Genomic DNA, 17,310 nt, shown 5'->3' with positions numbered 1-17,310 from the left:
CGCTCACCCGGTGTTGCGCAACCCCGCTGCCACCCCGTTGATCGAGATGTGGATCCCGCGCTGCACCCGCTCGTTCGCCGGATCGCCTTCGCGGCGCTGGCGGTAGCGCCGCATCAGCTCGACCTGCAGGTGGTTCAGCGGGTCGAGGTACGGGAAGCGGTGCTCGATCGAGCGCGCGAGCGACGGGTTCGACGCGAGCCGCTGCTTCTCGCCGGTGATCAGCGACACCGCGTCGCTGGTGCGCTGCCATTCGGCCTGGATCAGCCCGAAGATCTTCTTGCCCAGCTTGCGGTCCTCGACCAGGTCGACATAGCGCTCGGCGATGCCCAGGTCGCTCTTGGCCAGCACCATGTCCAGGTTCGACAGCAGCGTGCGGAAGAACGGCCACTGCTTGTGCATGCGCTGCAGCAGCACCAGCCGCTCCTTGCGCTCTTTCGGCGCCTTGCCGAGGAAGGCCTCGATCGCCGAGCCGAAGCCGCACCAGCCGGGCAGCGCGACGCGGCACTGGCCCCAGCTGAAGCTCCACGGGATCGCGCGCAGGTCCTCGATCGCCCGCGTGGCCTTGCGCGAAGCGGGGCGCGAGCCGATGTTCAGCTCGGCGATCTCGCGGATCGGCGTGGCCGAGAAGAAGTAGTCGGTGAAGCCCGGGGTCTCGTAGACCAGCTTGCGGTAGGCGGCCATGCTGGCCTCGCTGATCGCCGCGGCCGCGTCCAGGAAGCTCTTCGGTGCGCTCTTGGTCGGGTGCAGCAGCGTGGCCTCGAGCGTCGCGGCCACCAGCGTCTCGAGGTTGCGCCGGCCGATCTCCGGGTGCGCGTACTTCGACGAGATCACCTCGCCCTGCTCGGTCAGCCGGATCTGGCCGTTCACCGTGCCGGGCGGTTGCGCCAGGATCGCCTGGTAGCTCGGGCCGCCGCCACGCCCCACCGTGCCGCCGCGGCCGTGGAACAGGCGCAGCGTGATACCGTGCGCTTCGCCCAGCGATGCGAACAACGCCACCAGCGCGATCTCGGTGCGGTACAGCTCCCAGTTGCTGGTGAACGAGCCGCCGTCCTTGTTGCTGTCGCTGTAGCCGAGCATCACGTCCTGCTCCCGGCCCGACCGCTTGATCAGGTCGGCGATGCCGGGCAGCGCGTAGTAGTCGCGCATGATCGGCTCGGCGTTGCGCAGGTCGCCGATGGTCTCGAACAGCGGCGAGACGATCAGCTGGCAGACGGCGCCGTCGTCCAGCGTACCGGTCATCAGCCCGGTTTCCTTCTGCAGCAGCAACACCTCCAGCAGGTCGCTGACGTCTTCGGTGTGCGAAATGATGTAGTGGCGCAGCGCCTCGCGGCCGTAGCGGTCGAGCATCTTCAGCGCCGCCTCGAAGATCGCCAGCTCGCCGACGCTGTGCTCCGAATACGCCGCGCCATGCACGCGCAGCGGGCGCGCATCGTTCAGCAGCGTCACCAGCAGCGTGCGGCGCGCCGGCTCGTCCAGTGCGCTGTAGTCGGCCTCGATCTTCGCGGTCTTCAGCAGCTCGGCGACCACCGCCTCGTGCTTGTCCGAGCTCTGGCGCAGGTCGACGGTGGCGAGGTGGAAGCCGAACACCTGCACCGCGCGCATCAGCGGGCGCAGCCGCGGCGCGATCAATGCGTCGGCATGGTGCGAGCGCAGCGAGGCCTCGATCACCTGCAGGTCGGCGAGGAAATCGTCGCTGCGCCGGTACGGGTCCTGCGGCGCCACCGCATGGCGCAGCGCCTCGGTGCCGGTGAAGGCCTGCAGCGTCGCGGCCAGCCGCGCATACATGCCGATCAGCGCGCGGCGGTACGGCTCGTCCTCGCGGTGCGCGCTGTGGTCGGGCGAGCGCCCGGCCAGCGCCTGCATCGCGGGCGTCACCGGTGCGAGCGTGGCCGAGATCGACAGCTCGGCCCCCAGCTCGTGCACCTCGGTCAGGTAGAAACGCAGCACCGTCTCGCTCTGCCGGCGCAGCGCCATCTGCAGCGTCTCGGCGCTGACGTTCGGGTTGCCGTCGCGGTCGCCGCCGATCCAGTTGCCCATGCGGAAGAACGGCGCGACCGGATGGCCGGGCAGCGCTTCCTCGATCTCCTGGTAGAGCTTCGGGATCTGGCGCAGGAAGGTCGCCTGGTAGTAGCTGAGCGCATTCTCGATCTCGTCGGCCACCGTCAGCTTGGTGTAGCGCAGCATGCGCGTCTGCCACAGCTGCGTGACGCGGGCGCGCAGCAGCGCCTCATTGTCGGCCAGCTCGCGCGCGCTGCGCAGTTCGTCGCGCTGCCCCACCAGCTCGGCAATGGCGCGCTCGGCGTCGAGGATGCTCTTGCGCTGCACCTCGGTCGGGTGGGCCGTCAGCACCGGCGAGATGAAGGCGCGCTGCAGCACGCCGGCGATGTCGGCGGCCCGCACGTCGGCCTCGGCCAGCCGCTCGAAGCTCATCGCGAGCGAGCCTTCCTGCAGGTGGCCCTGGCGCTCGTGGTGCTCGCGCCGGCGCACGTGGTGGCGGTCTTCGGCGATGTTGGCCAGGTGCGAGAAGTAGCTGAAGGCGCGGATCACGCTGACCGTCTGGTCGCCGCTCAGGCTCTTCAGCAGCCGGTCGAAGGTCTTGCCGGCCTGCGCGTCGCGCTTCAGCCGGTACGCCACCGACAGTTGCCGGATGCGCTCGATCAGGTCGAACGCGCCCTGGCCTTCCTGCTCGCGGATCACGTCGCCGAGGATGCGGCCGAGCAGCCGGATGTCGTCGACCAGCGGGCGGTTCTTGTCGGCAGCCTCGGCCGCGCTCCTGGCGGTGACCTTGGGCGTCGCTTTCGACGCGGGCTTGCGCGCTCCGGTGGAGGAAGCGGGCTGGCGGACGGCGGGCTTGGGGGCAGGTGTGGCGCGTGGCATCTTTGTCCTCAGGGCCTCGTCGAGGCTGTAACTTGGTTACGAACCGCGATGGTATCAGCGCAGCCGCGGGGATCAGCCATACCGCGAGGCAAGAGGCGGGCCTGATAGCATTTGCCGATGTCTTCGCTGCAGTCATCGGCCTTGCCCGACCCCCTCGTCATCGCCACCCGCGAAAGTCGCCTCGCCCTCTGGCAGGCCGAACATGTGCGCGACCTGCTGCAACAACGCTTCGGGCTGCGCGTCGAACTGCTGGGCATGACGACCCGCGGCGACCAGATCCTCGACCGCACGCTGTCGAAGGTCGGTGGCAAGGGCCTGTTCGTCAAGGAACTCGAAGCGGCGCTCGAAGACGGCCGTGCACACCTCGCGGTGCATTCGCTGAAAGACGTGCCGATGGACCTGCCGGACGGCTTCGAGCTGGCCGCGGTGCTGGAGCGCGAGGACCCGCGCGATGCCTTCGTCTCCAACCGCTTCGCGACGCTGGCCGAGCTGCCGCAGGGCGCCTGCGTCGGCACGTCCAGCCTGCGGCGGGTGTCGCAACTGCTCGCGAGCCGGCCCGACCTGCGCATCGAGCCGTTGCGCGGCAACCTCGACACCCGGCTGCGCAAGCTCGACGATGGCCAGTACGACGCGATCGTGCTGGCCGCGGCCGGGCTGAAGCGGCTGGGCCTCGCGCAGCGCATCCGTTCGGTGTTCGCGGTCGACGAGATGATTCCGGCGGCCGGGCAGGGCGCGCTCGGCATCGAGATCCGCAGCGACCAGCCGGCGCTGCGCGACACGCTGGCGCAACTGAGCGACCGGCCGACGTGGTGGGGCGCGCACGCGGAGCGCGCGGTGTCGCGCTCGCTGGGCGGCAGCTGCAGCATGCCGCTGGCGGCGCACGCGGTGTGGGACGGCGCGCAGCTGCGCCTCAGCGCCGCGCTCGGCCATGTCGACGATCCGGCTCGCCCGCTGCTGCACACGGTGGCCGCCGCCACGGTGGCCGACGACCGCTCGGCGCGCGCGCTCGGCGAGCTTGCCGCGGCGCAACTGCGTGCCGCGGGTGCCGATGCCTACCTCGGTGCCGGTTGACGTCGACGCCGCGCCGCGCGTGCTGGTCACGCGGCCTGCGGCGCAGGCGCGCGAATGGGTCGACGGGCTGCGCGCGGCCGGGCTCGATGCGCAGGCGCTGCCGCTGATCGACATCCGGCCGGTCGACGATCCCGCCGAGCTGCACGCCGCCTGGCGTGAGCTGGACCGCTTCGGCCTCGTGATGTTCGTGAGCCCGAACGCGGCCGAGCAGTTCTTCGCGCATCGCCCGTCCGGCGGCGCCTGGCCGGATGGGTTGCAGGCGGCCTCGCCGGGCCCGGGCACGACGCGCGTGCTGCATGCGCTGGGCGTGCCGCAGGTGGTGGCGCCGGGGGGCGATGCGCCGCAGTTCGACTCCGAGGCGCTGTGGGCGCAACTGCGCGCGCAGGACTGGTCGGGCCGCCGCGTGCTGGTGGTGCGCGGCACCAGCGGCCGCGACTGGATCGCCGACCGGCTGCGCGAGCAGGGCGCCGCCGTATCTCTGGTGTGCGCCTACGGCCGCAGCGCGCCGCGGCTTGACGACGCCGGCCGCGCGCTGCTGCAGGCCGCGCTCGACCGGCCGGCGCGGCACCTGTGGTTCTTCAGCAGCTCCGAGGCGGTCGACCACCTGGAAGCCCTGGCGCCGTCGGCCGGCTGGGCCGCCGGCCGTGCGCTGGCCACGCACCCGCGGATCGCGGCGCGCGCGCGGACGCTCGGCCTCGGGCAGGTGCTCGAATCGCGGCCGTCTCTCGCGGAAGTGGTGGCCTGCATACAATCGATCGCATCGTGACCGACCCCGTCTCCTCCCCGAACGCCCTCAGCGAACCGCTGCCGACCGCGCCCGCAGGCCCGGCCGTGGCCATGCGCCGCCTGCCCGGGTGGCTCGCGCCGGCGGTGCTCGCGCTGCTGGTGCTGCTGATCGTCATCGCGCTGGTGCAGGCGTGGTCGGCGCAGCAGCGCGTGCGCACGCTGGAGCAGGAACTGGTGCGCCGCCAGCAGGACAGCGGCAGGCAGTCCGGCGAAGCGCAGATGATGGCGCGCCAGGCCCAGGAGGTCGCGCGCGACAGTGCGGCCAAGGTCGCGCTGCTCGAGGCCAAGCTGGCCGAGGTCGCGATCCAGCGCAGCCAGCTCGAGGACCTGATCCAGTCGCTGTCGCGCTCGCGCGACGAGAACGTGCTGGTCGACATCGACGCCGGCCTGCGCGTGGCGCAGCAGCAGGCGGCGATCACCGGCAGCGCCGAACCGCTGGTGGCCGCGCTGAAGCAGGCCGACGAGCGTCTCGCCCGCTACAGCCAGCCGCGGCTCGACGGCGTGCGCCGCGCGATTGCGCGCGACATCGACCGCGTCAAGGCGGTCGGCGTGGCCGACATCGGCGGGCTGTCGATCAAGGTCGACGAGGTGGTGCGGCTGGTCGACGAATTGCCGTTGCTGGCGCAGGCCGAACCGCGGCGCGAAGCGCCGAAGCCGGCTGCTGCGGCACCCCGCACCAGTGCGCGCAGCGCGTCGCCGGTCGCGCAGGGCGCGCCGACGCCGGTGGGCGGCGGGCTGGCCGAATTGTCCGATCGCCTGGGCGCGCTGTTCGACCGCGTCTGGGGCGAGACCCGTTCGCTGGTGCGCGTGAGCCGGGTCGACAACCCGGACGCGATGTGGCTCGCGCCGGAGCAGGCCTTCTTCCTGCGCGAGAACCTGAAGCTGCGGCTGCTGAACGCGCGGCTGGCGGTGCTGAGCCGCCAGTTCGATGCGGCACAGACCGATCTGCAGAGCGCGCAGCAGGCGCTGGAGCGCTACTTCGACCGCAGTTCGCGCCGCACGACGGTGGCGATCGAGCTGGTGAAGCAGGTGGCGGGCGGCGCGCGCCAGGTCGTGCTGCCGCGTCCCGACGACACGCTCGCGGCGCTGGCCACCGCGGCGGCCGGACGTTGACCTGAGCGACCGGCTGCCGATGCGTGCTGTCATCTGGTTCGTGCTGTTGTTCGCGCTGGCGGTGGTCAGCGCGTCGGTGCTGGGCACCAACGACGGCCTGGCGTCGTTCTACTGGGGCTCGTGGCGGCTCGACGTTTCGCTGAATCTGTTCCTGATCGCGCTGCTGGCGGCCTGCTTCGCGCTGGTCGCGGTGATCCAGGCGGTCAACGCGCTGATCGGGTTGCCGCGCCGGGCGCACGAATGGCGGGTCGCGCGCCGGGACCGCACCGCGCAGGCGGCGCTGCGCGATGCGCTGTCGCAGTACTTCGGCGGGCGCTACAGCCGGGCCCAGAAGTCGGCACAGCGCGCGCTGCTGATCCAGAGCGACACGCCCGACCTGGTGCAGGACAACGAGTTCACCGTGCTGGGCCACCTGCTGGCCGCCGGCAGCCTGCACAAGCTGCAGGACCGGACGCACCGCGACGAGCAGCTGCGGTTGGCGCTCGACCTGTCGAGCCGCAGCGGCCTCGCGAGGCCGGCCGAAGAAGGCGCGCGCCTGCTGGCCGCCGAATGGGCACTCGACGACCGCGATGCCGCACGCGCCCTCGAGCTGCTGGGCGAACTGCCGCCCGGGGTGGCCCGCCGCACCCATGCGCTGCGCCTGCGCCTGCAGGCCACGCGGCTGGCGCGCCAGCCGCACGAGGCGCTGAAGACCGCGCGGCTGCTGGCCAAGCACCAGGCCTTCTCGAAGGAGGCGGCGCAGGGGCTGCTGCGCTCGCTCGCGTTCGAATCGCTCGACGGTGCGCGCGATGCCGACCAGGTGCGGCGGGTGTGGTTGTCGCTGGAGGCGGTCGACCGGCGCGACCCGTTCGTCGCGGCGCGCACCGCGACGCGGTTGTCGAAGTTCGGCGCGCAGGCCGATGCGCGCAATGCGCTGCGGCCGTTCTGGGAGCGGCTCGGCGAACTGGGCATCGACGAGCGCTGTGCGCTGGCCGAGGCGCTGGTCGCGTCGATCGACGGCATCGGGGCCGACTGGCTGCCGCGGCTCGAGGCCTCGCTGCAGGCGTTCCCGCGCGAGCCGGCGCTCGCGCATGCGGTGGGTCGCGCGCTGGCGCAGCGCGAGCTGTGGGGCAAGGCGCGGCTGCTGTTGCAGCAGGCGGCCGATGCCGAAGAGCTGCCGCTGGCCGCGCGCCGCGATGCCTGGGTGCTGCTCGCGCACTTGGCGGAGCAGCAGGGCGATGTCGAGCGCACCGCCGATTGCTATCGACACGCTGCAACGTTGACCGAGAACTGAAAAACTCGTGCTACACTGCGAGGCTCAGCGGCTGTAGCTCAGTTGGATAGAGTACTTGGCTACGAACCAAGGGGTCGTGGGTTCGAATCCTGCCAGCCGCACCAAAAAACAAGAAATGATTCAACGCCCTGAAGGCTCACGCCTCCAGGGCGTTTTTTCTTGCCTGCCGATTTCGAACGGTGGCACCGCGGGCCAGGCAGAGGCACGGCATCGCACGTGTCAACGGGCTCCGCGTGGCACCGGCTTCCAGGTCAGATCGGAAACTGCGTGGTCGACAGCACCTGCTTGAGCACCATGAACGACCGGATCTGGCGAACACCCGGCAGGTGCAGCAGCTGGGTCGCATGGAGCTGGTTGAAGCTCTCGTTGTCGCGCGTTCGCACCAGCATGAAGTAGTCGAACTCGCCGGCGACGACATGGCATTCCATGCACCCGGAGACTTTGACCGCCGCCTTCTCGAACAAGGCGAACGACTCCGGTGTCGATCGATCGAGCACCACGCCGAGCAACACGAGCATGCCCGCGTCGAGGGCCTTGGGATTCAGCAGCGCGACGACGCTCGAGATCAGCCCCGATTGCCTGAGCCGCTCGACCCGGCGCAAGCAAGCCGGCGGGCTGAGGTTCACCTTCGCAGCCAGCGCGACATTGGTCGTCGAAGCGTCTCGTTGCAATGCGCGAAGGATGCTCTTGTCCGTGCGATCGAGCGGGTGGACGGCCGACTCGGCGGCCGCCGACTGGCGGCGAACTTTTGTTGCTTTCATTGCGCCTTTCAAGAAACCAATGAACTTCGAAAGCCATTCATTCGGATGAATGATGCTGCCGGTGGCCTCTGTTGGCAACCCTGTTAGTAGCCATGATGTCTAGCATTCATGTCGAACACCTCCAGCACTCGACTTGGGAAGCCCTCGCCATGAATCTGAAGAAATTCGCACGCCACGCCCTGACCTTCGGGCCGACGCCGATCCAGCACCTGAAGCGCCTGAGCGCGCATCTGGGCGGCAAGGTCGACCTGTATGCGAAGCGCGAGGACTGCAACAGTGGCCTCGCCTTCGGCGGCAACAAGACCCGCAAGCTCGAGTACCTGGTCCCCGAAGCCCTCGCCCAGGGCTGCGACACGCTGGTGTCGATCGGCGGCATTCAATCCAACCAGACCCGCCAGGTCGCGGCCGTCGCGGCGCACCTCGGCTTGAAGTGCGTGCTGGTGCAGGAGAACTGGGTCAACTACTCCGACGCGGTCTATGACCGCGTCGGCAACATCGAGATGTCGCGCATCCTGGGTGCCGACGTGCGCCTGGATGCGGCGGGCTTCGACATCGGCATCCGTCCGAGCTGGGAGCAGGCGATGGAAGACGTGCGCCGCGCCGGCGGCAAGCCGTTCCCGATCCCGGCCGGTTGCTCCGAGCATCCACTGGGCGGCCTGGGCTTCGTCGGCTTCGCCGAAGAGGTGCGTGCACAGGAGGCCGAACTCGGCTTCAGGTTCGACTACGTCGTCGTGTGTTCGGTGACCGGCAGCACCCAGGCCGGCATGGTGGTGGGTTTTGCGGCGGACGGACGTGCGCGACACGTGATCGGCATCGATGCCTCGGCGAAACCCGAGAAGACCCATGCGCAGATCCTGCGCATCGCGCGCCACACGGCGGAGCTCGTGGACCTGGGGCACGCCGTTGGCGAGGAGGACGTGGTGCTCGACGCGCGCTACGGCGGCCCCGAGTACGGACTGCCGAACGAAGGCACGCTGGAAGCGATCCGCCTGTGCGCGCGCCAGGAGGGCATGCTCACCGACCCGGTGTACGAAGGCAAGTCCATGCACGGCTTGATCGACAAGGTCCGCCGGGGCGAATTCCCTTCCGGCTCGAAGGTGCTGTACGCCCACCTCGGCGGCGTGCCGGCACTGAACGCCTACAGCTTCCTGTTCCGCAACGGGTGAACCGTGAACGCTGGCCTGGCCCGGGCTCGCAGTCCGCATTCCAGGGTCTCGTCAAGGGCGAGAGCCTGCAGGGCACGCTCTCCGGAGATGTCGGTGGTCGAATTCAGGGTTTTCCCTGACCATTTTTCGCCTTGAAAGCCGTCAACCGTGCTCCTAGTTGATGCGTCGTGGCCCACGCCATCCACCGATTCGGAAGAGGACTGAATCATGGCTCATACGCACGCACCTGATCGTCAACCGCATGCCCGGCGCCGCGACTCGGCTCGACGGCCGCCTCCGATGAGCGAGCGCCAGTTGACGGCCTACCTGCTGGCCCGAGACACCCTGCGGCGCGTCCGCGCGACCTCCGCCGTGGCGGCCGACCTCGGCCCGAGGCCTCCGCCCGCCGCCCGATCCTGAGCCGCCAGGCTCGTCCGGTCGCCTGGTCATCGGACCCGGCTGGCGGAGCTGTCGTCTCCGCGTCCCGGCTGCCTCGCAGCCGGATCAACCCAACCTGAAGGAGCTCACCATGCTTGACAACATGCACACGCCTCAGCGCCTGTCGGAGCAACTCGAGACCATGCACCGGCTGCTGTCGAGGTCGTTCGGCCTCGACGGGGCGCCGGGCAGCATCCGGTCGGTCGCCTACGGCGCGTTTCCCGAGATCAACGTCGGGCGCACGCCGGCCAGCATCGAGGTGTTCGCATTCGCACCGGGCATCGACGCCGCATCGATCGACGTGACCATCGAGCGCAACGTGCTGAAGATCTCGGGCTCGAGGGCCTCGGCGATTCCGCAGCGCGACGTCCAGGTCCAGCTGTATTCGAACGAGCGGCCCGAAGGGCGCTTTTCACGCGCCGTCACCTTGCCGGACGACGTCGACCCGTTGAAGGTCCAGGCGAAGTACCGGGACGGCATCCTGCGCGTCAGCATCGCGCTGAGTGCAGCGGCGCAGCCGCAACGCATCGCCGTGCAGTGACGCGATTTCAATCTGGTTCGAACATCGAGGAGTACCGACATGGCTGAACGCACTGAACTGACGACTGCCACGTCTGCCGGCGCGAACGAGCGTCCGGTGTCGCCGGCAGTGGACATCTTCGAAGACGCAGGCGGCATCACGCTGCTGGCGGACATGCCCGGCGTGTCGAAGGACCGGCTCGACGTCAAGCTCGACGGCGACACCCTGTCCGTCGAGGGCCGGGTCGAACTGGACATGCCGTCCGACATGCGCGCGCTGTGGGCGGAGGTCAGCGTCCCGCGCTTCCGCCGCACCTTCACGTTGAGCCGCGAGCTCGACACCGGCCGCATCGAGGCCAACCTGAAGGACGGCCTGCTGACCTTGCGCGTGCCGAAGCAGGCCCATGCGCAGCCGCGGCGCATCGAGGTGAGCTCCGCCTGACGCGCGTGGCACACGGCGGCAGGTGCGCAGCGGCCTGCCGCCGGCTACATGGCCGCGTCAGCCGGGCAGCACGAGCGAGCCGCCGGGATAGCGCGCGCAGATGAAATCGACGAAGGCCTTGACCTTCGGGCTGGCCAGGCGGCGCGACGCGTGGAGCACCCACAGCGCGACGTCGTCGCCGCCCACCGCGCCCCATTGCACGAGTTCGCCGCGCGTCAGCTGGTTCCAGACGATGGACTGCGGCAGCAATGCGACGCCGGCCCCGGCGATCGCCGCATCCCGCAGCGTCAGCAGCGACGACAGCCGCAGCACTGGTATCGGTTCCACCGTCAGGCTGCCGCCGTCGATGCGCCAGGTCTCGCCGTCCCGGGCCGACATCACCGCGGCAGGCACGCGCACCGGCTTCTCGCTCGCCGCAGGCATTGCGATCGACGGCGCAGCCACCACGACCAGCCGGTCCTTCGCGAAGCAGCGCCCGACGAGCGCCGTGTCGGGCCGGGGATTGACGCGGATCGCCACGTCGAACCGTTCGTCGACCAGGTTCACCATCCGGTCGTCGGACAGCACCTCCAGCGTGACGTCGGGGTAGACGACTCGGAAGTCGGCGCACAGGCGGCCCATCGCGAGCTGCGAGAACAGCAGCGGCGCCGCGATGCGCAGCTGCCCGCGGACCTGGCCGGTTCCCTCTTTCGTCGAGGTGACGGCATCGGCCACCTCGTTCATCGGGCCTTCGGTCCGGCTGAGCAGCAGCTGGCCCGCTTCGGTGAGCTCCAGCCCCTGTGCGCTGCGCTCGATCAGTCGCACACCCAACTGCTCCTCCAGGTCCGCGATGCGCCGCGACAGCGTGGCCTTCGAGCGGCGGCTGGCGCGGCTCGCCCGCCCGAAGCCGCCATGGGTCGCCACCAGGTTGAAGTCGGCCAGCGCATTGAGGTCCATGTGTTCCACATTTGAGACAGTAAGTCTCGATTTTGGTGTCTGTGTTTATTGAATGCAACGGCCTATCGTTCATCCATCGCAACCCCGATGGAAAGGAACCGAGATGAAAACCGTTCGCACACTGAGCCTGGAAACCTATGGCGGCATCGATGCCGCCCGCCTCTCGACCCTGGCGGCACCCGTTGCCGGGCCGGGACAGGTGCTGGTCGGCGTTCGCGCCGCCGGCGTCAACGGGCTCGACTGGAAGGTCCGCGAGGGCTACGTCCGCGACGCCTTCCCGATCACGTTGCCGGCCGTGCTCGGCATCGAGCTTGCCGGCGTCGTGGAGGCCGTCGGTCCCGGCGTCACGCGCTTCCAGCCCGGCGACCGCGTGATGGGACCGCTCGGCGGGCTGGGCGCGTATGCCGACCTGGTGGCCGTCAACGAGGCCAACCTGGCGCCGACTCCCGACGCACTCGACGACGTCCAGGCCGCCGCGCTGCCGGTGGCTGCCCTGGCCGCCTGGCAGAGCCTGTACCTGGCCGGCCCGGTCGGGCCGGGCCGGCGCGTGCTGGTGCACGGCGCCGCCGGCGGCCTGGGCGCGTTCGCGGTGCAGTTCGCGAAGCAGGCCGGTGCCTTCGTGGTGGCCACGGCCGCGGGCCGCGATGCCGATGCGGTCCGCGCCTTGGGTGCCGACCTGGTCATCGACTACCAGACGCAGCGCTTCGAGTCCATGGTGAACGACATCGACCTGGTGCTCGACTACGTCGGCGGCGAGGTCCTCGACCGCAGCTGGCAGGTGCTGTCCGGCACCGGCGTGATCGTCGCGACCACGTCGCCCGAGATTCTCGCCCGCACGCCGGCCGGCCGGCGAGGGCTGTGGTTCGTGATGAAACCCGACGCCGCGCTGCTGGAGCGGCTGGCGCAGCAGGTGTCGCGGGGCGAGCTGCAGGCCCGCGTCGGCGAGGTCGTGCCTTTCGCCGACCTGCCCGCCGCCATCGAGCGCAATCGCACCGGCGCGAGCCGCGGCAAGGCGGTCGTCGACTTCACGGCCTGAATTCCATTTCCACCTTCCCACCCCTTCAAGGAGTTTTCCATGAGCATCCTCGTCACCGGCGCCACGGGCGCCATCGGTTCCCTCGTCGTCCAGGGCCTCGCCCGCCAGGGCGCCGCCGTGCGGGCGCTGGTCCGCAGCCCGGGCAAGGCCGCGCTGCCGGCCGGCGTCACCGAGGTCGTCGCCGACATGACCGACGTGCCCTCGATGCGCCGCGCCTTGTCCGGCGTGCGCACGCTGTTCCTGCTCAATGCGGTCACGCCGGACGAAGTCACCCAGGCCGTGCTGGCGCTCAGCCTGGCCCGCGAGGCCGGCATCGAGCGCATCGTCTACCTGTCGGTGATCCACGCGGACCGGTTCACCGACGTGCCGCACTTCACCGGCAAGCACACGGTGGAGCGGATGATCGACGACCTGGACCTGCCGGCGACGGTGCTGCGGCCGGCCTACTTCATGCAGAACGACCGGCAGGTGCAGGCGGTCATCGAAGGCTACGGCGTCTATCCGATGCCCATCGGTTCTGCCGGCGTCGCGATGGTCGACACGCGTGACGTTGCCGATGTGGCCGTGGCGGAACTGCTGCGCCGCGATCGGGCGGAGCAGCCGCTGCCGCGCCTGACCCTGGAGGTGGTCGGCCCGGACGCGTTCACCGGCGAGTCCGCCGCCGCGGTGTGGAGCGAGGTGCTCGGGCGAGAGATCCGCTACGGCGGCGACGACCTGCATGCCTTCGAGGCGCAACTGGCCACCGCCGCGCCGGGCTGGATGGCTTTCGACATGCGGCTGATGATGAGCCGGATCCAGCGGCACGGCATGCAGCCGGCTGCCGGCACGGTGCGGCAGCTGGAGGCGCTGTTGGGCCGACCGCTGCGGCGCTATGCGGCGCTGGCGCGCGAACTCGTCGCGGCGGGCTGATCGCCGAACCGGGGGCGCAGCCCGGCCGGCGCACCGCGCGGCCTGCGCCACCCCGGTCTACACTGTCCGGCGGCTTGCGCAACGGGTCCTCCAGCGCGGGCCCGGCCGCCCCGCCACCTTCGCATGACGTCGCATTCTCCAGAGTCTTTCCGAAAGCGCCTGCCCGGCACCGCACTCGACTACATCGACGCCCGCGCCGCCGTCGACGCGCTGCGCCCCGGCGCCTGGGCGGGCCTGCCGTACACCGCGCGCGTGCATGCCGAGAACCTGGTGCGCCGCTGCGAGCCGGCGCTGCGCGACGAGGGCCTGCTGCAGATCATCGAGCGCCGCCGCGATCGCGACTTCCCGTGGTACCCGGTGCGCGTGGTCTGCCACGACATCCTCGGCCAGACCGCGCTGGTCGACCTGGCCGGCCTGCGCGATGCCATTGCCGCGCAGGGCGGCGACCCGGCCGCGGTGAACCCGGTGGTGCCGGTGCAGCTGATCGTGGACCATTCGCTGGCGGTGGAGTGCGGTGGCGACGACCCGCAGGCCTTCGCGAAGAACCGCGCCATCGAGGACCGCCGCAACGAAGACCGCTTCCATTTCATCGAATGGACGAAGCGCGCCTTCCGCAATGTCGACGTGATCCCGCCGGGCAACGGGATCATGCACCAGATCAACCTGGAGAAGATGTCGCCGGTGGTGTGGGTGCAGGACGGCCTGGCCTACCCCGACACCTGCGTCGGCACCGACAGCCACACGCCGCATGTCGACGCGTTGGGCGTGATCGCGGTCGGTGTCGGCGGGCTGGAGGCCGAGAACGTGATGCTCGGCCGCGCGTCGTGGATGCGCCTGCCGGACATCGTCGGCGTCGAGCTGAGCGGCCGTCGCCAGCCCGGCATCACCGCCACCGACATCGTGCTGGCGCTCACCGAATTCCTGCGCCGGCAGAAGGTGGTCGGCGCCTACCTCGAGTTCTTCGGCGACGGCACGCGCGGCCTGACGGTCGGCGACCGCGCGACGATCTCGAACATGTGCCCCGAGTACGGCGCCACCGCGGCGCTGTTCTGCATCGACGGCCAGACGCTCGACTACCTGCGGCTGACCGGCCGCGAGCGCGAGCAGGTGACGCTGGTCGAGACCTACGCGAAGACGGCCGGCTTCTGGGTCGACACGCTGGCCGATGTGCGTTACGAGCGCGTGCTGCGCTTCGACCTGTCGAGCGTGGTGCGCAGCCTCGCCGGGCCGTCGAACCCGCACCGCCGGGTGCCGACCCGCCTGCTGGCCGAGTGTGGCATCGCGGCGAACCTCGACCAGGCCCGCGCGCAAGAGGCGCAAGGCCTGATGCCCGAGGGCGCGGTGGTCATCGCCGCGATCACCAGCTGCACCAACACCAGCAACCCGCGCAACGTGATCGCCGCCGGGCTGCTGGCGCGCAACGCGAACCGGCTGGGCCTGGCGCGCAAGCCGTGGGTCAAGGCATCGCTCGCGCCGGGCTCGAAGACGGTGGCGCTGTACCTGCAGCAGGCCGGGTTGCTGCCCGAGCTGGAGGCGCTGGGCTTCGGCATCGTCGGCTTCGCATGCACCACCTGCAACGGCATGAGCGGTGCGCTCGATCCGGCGATCCAGCGCGAGATCGTCGAGCGCGACCTGTACACCACCGCGGTGCTGTCGGGCAACCGCAACTTCGACGGCCGCATCCACCCGCAGGCGAAGCAGGCCTTCCTCGCATCGCCGCCGCTGGTGGTGGCGTATGCGATCGCCGGCACGATCCGCTTCGACATCGAGCGCGATGTGCTGGCCGTCGTGAATGGCCGCGAGATCCGGCTGCAGGACCTGTGGCCCGACGATGCGGAGATCGATGCGCTGGTGCAGTCGTCGGTCCGCCCGGAGATGTTCCGGCAGGTCTACGAGCCGATGTTCGCGGTGCATGAGTCCGGCAGCGACCCCGTGGACCCGCAGTACGACTGGCGGCCGCACTCGACCTACATCCGCCGCCCGCCGTACTGGGACCGCGACGGCATGGGCGCGCTGGCGGCGAACCCGCGCAAGCTCGCCGGCATGCGGCCGCTGGCGCTGTTGCCGGACAACGTCACGACCGACCACCTGTCGCCGTCGAACGCGATCCTCGCCGACTCGGCGGCCGGCGAGTACCTGGCGCGCATGGGCGTGCCGGAGGAAGACTTCAACTCGTACGCGACGCACCGCGGCGACCACCTGACGGCGATGCGCGCCACCTTCGCGAACCCCTCGCTGAAGAACGAGATGGTGCGGGGCGACGATGGCACGGTGCGCGCGGGTTCGCTGGCCCGCATCGAACCCGAAGGCCGCGTGGTGCGCATGTGGGAGGCGATCGAGGCCTACCTCGCGCGCCGGCAGCCGCTGCTCATCATCGCCGGCGCCGATTACGGCCAGGGCAGCTCGCGCGACTGGGCCGCGAAGGGCGTGCGGCTGGCCGGCGTCGAGGCGGTGGTGGCCGAAGGCTTCGAGCGCATCCACCGCACCAACCTGATCGGCATGGGCGTGCTGCCGCTGGAGTTCGCACCGGGCACCAGCCGGCTGACGCTCGGGCTCGACGGCACCGAGGTGTACGACGTGCTGGGCGAACCTGCGCCGCGCGCCGGGTTGGATCTGCGCGTGCTGCGCAAGAATGGCGAGACGCTGCATGTTCCGGTCACCTGCCGGCTCGACACCGCTGAGGAGGTGTCCGTCTACGAGGCAGGTGGTGTGCTGCAGCGGTTCGCGCAGGATTTCCTCGCGAGGCAGCATTGATCCCCGGATCGGCATCCGGGCTACGCGCATGAGCATTCCGCAGATTCGGATTCCGGCCATCTACCTGCGTGGGGGCACCAGCAAGGGCGTGTTCTTTCGGCTGCAGGACCTGCCGGCGCGCTGCCAGGTGCCGGGCCCGGCCCGCGACCGGCTGCTGATGCGCGTGATCGGCAGCCCCGACCCCTACGGCAAGCAGATCGACGGCCTGGGCGGCGCGACCTCGTCGACCTCGAAGGTGGTGATCCTGTCGCCAAGCACACGGCCCGGCCATGACGTCGACTACCTGTTCGGCCAGGTGTCCGTCGACCAGGCCTTCATCGACTGGTCGGGCAACTGCGGCAACCTGTCGGCGGCCGTCGGCCCGTTCGCGATCGCGCAGGGCCTGCTGCCCGCCGCACGTGTGCCCGAACGCGGGCTGTGCACCGTGCGCATCTGGCAGGCCAACATCGGCAAGACCATCGTCGCGCAGGTGCCGGTCACCGGCGGGCAGGTGCAGGAGACCGGCGATTTCGAGCTCGACGGCGTCGCCTTCCCGGCGGCCGAGGTGCAGCTGGAGTTCATCGACCCGGCGGCCGACGGGCCGGACGAGGGCGGCGGCGGGGCGATGTTCCCGACCGGGCGACTCGTCGACGAGCTCGAGGTGCCCGGTGTCGGCCGCTTCGAGGCCACGCTGATCAACGCCGGCATCCCGACCATCTTCGTCAATGCGCGCGACCTCGGCTGCACCGGCACCGAGCTGCAGGACGCCGTCAATGGCGATGCTCAAGCGCTGGCCCGGTTCGAGGCCGTGCGGGCCTGGGGCGCCGTCCGCATGGGCCTGATCCGGCACGTCGCCGAGGCCGCGACCCGCCAGCACACGCCGAAGATCGCGTTCGTCGCGCCGCCGGCCGACTACGTGGCGTCGAGCGGCAAGGCGGTGCGCGCCGCCGACATCGACCTGCTGGTGCGCGCGCTGTCGATGGGCAAGCTGCACCACGCGATGATGGGCACGGCGGCGGTGGCGATCGGCACCGCGGCGGCGGTCCCCGGCACGCTGGTCCACCGGGCCGCGGGCGGCGGCACGCGCACGGCGGTGCGCTTCGGCCACCCGTCGGGCACGCTTCGCGTCGGTGCCGAGGCCCGCGAGGGCGATGACGGCCAGTGGCGCGTCACGAAGGCGTCGATGAGCCGCAGCGCGCGCGTGCTGATGGAAGGCTGGGTGCGCGTGCCCGGCGACAGTTTTTGAACGACACAGTCCTGAACGAGGGAAG

Annotated in this window: 14 protein-coding genes and 1 tRNA gene; 12 read left to right on the top strand and 3 right to left on the bottom strand. The window is 70.5% G+C overall.

Annotated features, from left to right (window positions below; translation table 11 throughout):
- Positions 1-3: 3 nt before the first annotated feature.
- Positions 4-2,877 carry a phosphoenolpyruvate carboxylase gene (gene ppc / locus FHT26_RS14160; RefSeq protein ID WP_168560762.1) on the bottom strand — a complete coding sequence of 958 codons (2,874 nt, stop codon included), beginning with the start codon at positions 2,875-2,877 and terminating at the stop codon, positions 4-6.
- 117 nt (positions 2,878-2,994) lie between these two features.
- Between ppc and hemC the strand changes: the two genes are divergently transcribed.
- The 5 genes from hemC to FHT26_RS14135 all read left to right on the top strand — a co-directional run bounded on the left by hemC (position 2,995) and on the right by FHT26_RS14135 (position 7,224).
- Positions 2,995-3,948: a hydroxymethylbilane synthase gene (gene hemC / locus FHT26_RS14155; protein ID WP_168560761.1), complete on the top strand. Its 954-nt coding sequence runs from the start codon at positions 2,995-2,997 to the stop codon at positions 3,946-3,948.
- A complete protein-coding gene (locus FHT26_RS14150; RefSeq protein ID WP_349238148.1) occupies positions 3,938-4,714 on the top strand; it encodes a uroporphyrinogen-III synthase in 777 nt (258 codons plus the stop codon). The genes hemC and FHT26_RS14150 overlap by 11 nt, the downstream gene beginning before the upstream one ends.
- Positions 4,711-5,847: a uroporphyrinogen-III C-methyltransferase gene (locus FHT26_RS14145; RefSeq protein ID WP_349238147.1), complete on the top strand. Its 1,137-nt coding sequence runs from the start codon at positions 4,711-4,713 to the stop codon at positions 5,845-5,847. Before FHT26_RS14150 ends, FHT26_RS14145 begins: the two co-directional genes overlap by 4 nt.
- A 19-nt stretch (positions 5,848-5,866) precedes the next feature.
- The gene (locus FHT26_RS14140) at positions 5,867-7,120 is read left to right on the top strand and encodes a heme biosynthesis HemY N-terminal domain-containing protein (RefSeq protein WP_168560759.1); all 1,254 of its coding nucleotides are present in this window, start codon (positions 5,867-5,869) and stop codon (positions 7,118-7,120) included.
- A 27-nt stretch (positions 7,121-7,147) separates the two neighbouring features.
- Positions 7,148-7,224: transfer RNA gene (locus FHT26_RS14135), tRNA-Arg, on the top strand.
- Between the two features lie 147 nt (positions 7,225-7,371).
- Here the strand turns inward: FHT26_RS14135 and FHT26_RS14130 are convergent.
- A complete protein-coding gene (locus tag FHT26_RS14130) occupies positions 7,372-7,881 on the bottom strand; it encodes an Lrp/AsnC family transcriptional regulator (RefSeq protein ID WP_168561023.1) in 510 nt (169 codons plus the stop codon).
- Between the two features lie 149 nt (positions 7,882-8,030).
- On the opposite strand from FHT26_RS14130, the gene FHT26_RS14125 reads away from it, so the two are divergent.
- From FHT26_RS14125 to FHT26_RS14115, 3 genes are all read left to right on the top strand, one after another.
- Positions 8,031-9,047 (top strand): 1-aminocyclopropane-1-carboxylate deaminase, encoded by a 1,017-nt coding sequence (locus FHT26_RS14125; RefSeq protein ID WP_168560758.1) that lies wholly within the window; start codon positions 8,031-8,033, stop codon positions 9,045-9,047.
- 508 nt (positions 9,048-9,555) lie between these two features.
- Positions 9,556-10,005: an Hsp20/alpha crystallin family protein gene (locus tag FHT26_RS14120; protein ID WP_210427396.1), complete on the top strand. Its 450-nt coding sequence runs from the start codon at positions 9,556-9,558 to the stop codon at positions 10,003-10,005.
- A 39-nt stretch (positions 10,006-10,044) separates the two neighbouring features.
- Positions 10,045-10,425, top strand: a complete 381-nt coding sequence (locus FHT26_RS14115; protein WP_168560757.1) for an Hsp20/alpha crystallin family protein — start codon at positions 10,045-10,047, stop codon at positions 10,423-10,425.
- Positions 10,426-10,482: 57 nt separating this feature from the next.
- On the opposite strand, the gene FHT26_RS14110 is transcribed toward FHT26_RS14115, so the two are convergent.
- Positions 10,483-11,361: a LysR family transcriptional regulator gene (locus tag FHT26_RS14110; protein ID WP_168560756.1), complete on the bottom strand. Its 879-nt coding sequence runs from the start codon at positions 11,359-11,361 to the stop codon at positions 10,483-10,485.
- Between the two features lie 103 nt (positions 11,362-11,464).
- On the opposite strand from FHT26_RS14110, the gene FHT26_RS14105 reads away from it, so the two are divergent.
- The 4 genes from FHT26_RS14105 (at position 11,465) to prpF (ending at position 17,285) form a co-directional block, all read left to right on the top strand.
- A complete protein-coding gene (locus FHT26_RS14105; RefSeq protein WP_168560755.1) occupies positions 11,465-12,397 on the top strand; it encodes an NADP-dependent oxidoreductase in 933 nt (310 codons plus the stop codon).
- 39 nt (positions 12,398-12,436) lie between these two features.
- On the top strand, positions 12,437-13,306 hold the full coding sequence (locus FHT26_RS14100) for an NmrA/HSCARG family protein (RefSeq protein ID WP_168560754.1): 870 nt from the start codon (positions 12,437-12,439) through the stop codon (positions 13,304-13,306).
- Between the two features lie 123 nt (positions 13,307-13,429).
- Positions 13,430-16,060 (top strand): Fe/S-dependent 2-methylisocitrate dehydratase AcnD, encoded by a 2,631-nt coding sequence (gene acnD, locus FHT26_RS14095; protein WP_168560753.1) that lies wholly within the window; start codon positions 13,430-13,432, stop codon positions 16,058-16,060.
- A gap of 28 nt (positions 16,061-16,088) precedes the next feature.
- Positions 16,089-17,285 carry a 2-methylaconitate cis-trans isomerase PrpF gene (gene prpF / locus FHT26_RS14090; protein ID WP_168560752.1) on the top strand — a complete coding sequence of 399 codons (1,197 nt, stop codon included), beginning with the start codon at positions 16,089-16,091 and terminating at the stop codon, positions 17,283-17,285.
- Positions 17,286-17,310: the final 25 nt, after the last annotated feature.

Origin of the sequence: Rhizobacter sp. SG703 (genome assembly GCF_012275445.1) — a bacterium.
Taxonomy (GTDB): Bacteria; Pseudomonadota; Gammaproteobacteria; order Burkholderiales; family Burkholderiaceae_C; genus Rhizobacter.
This window is presented reverse-complemented; position numbering and strand designations above follow the sequence as displayed.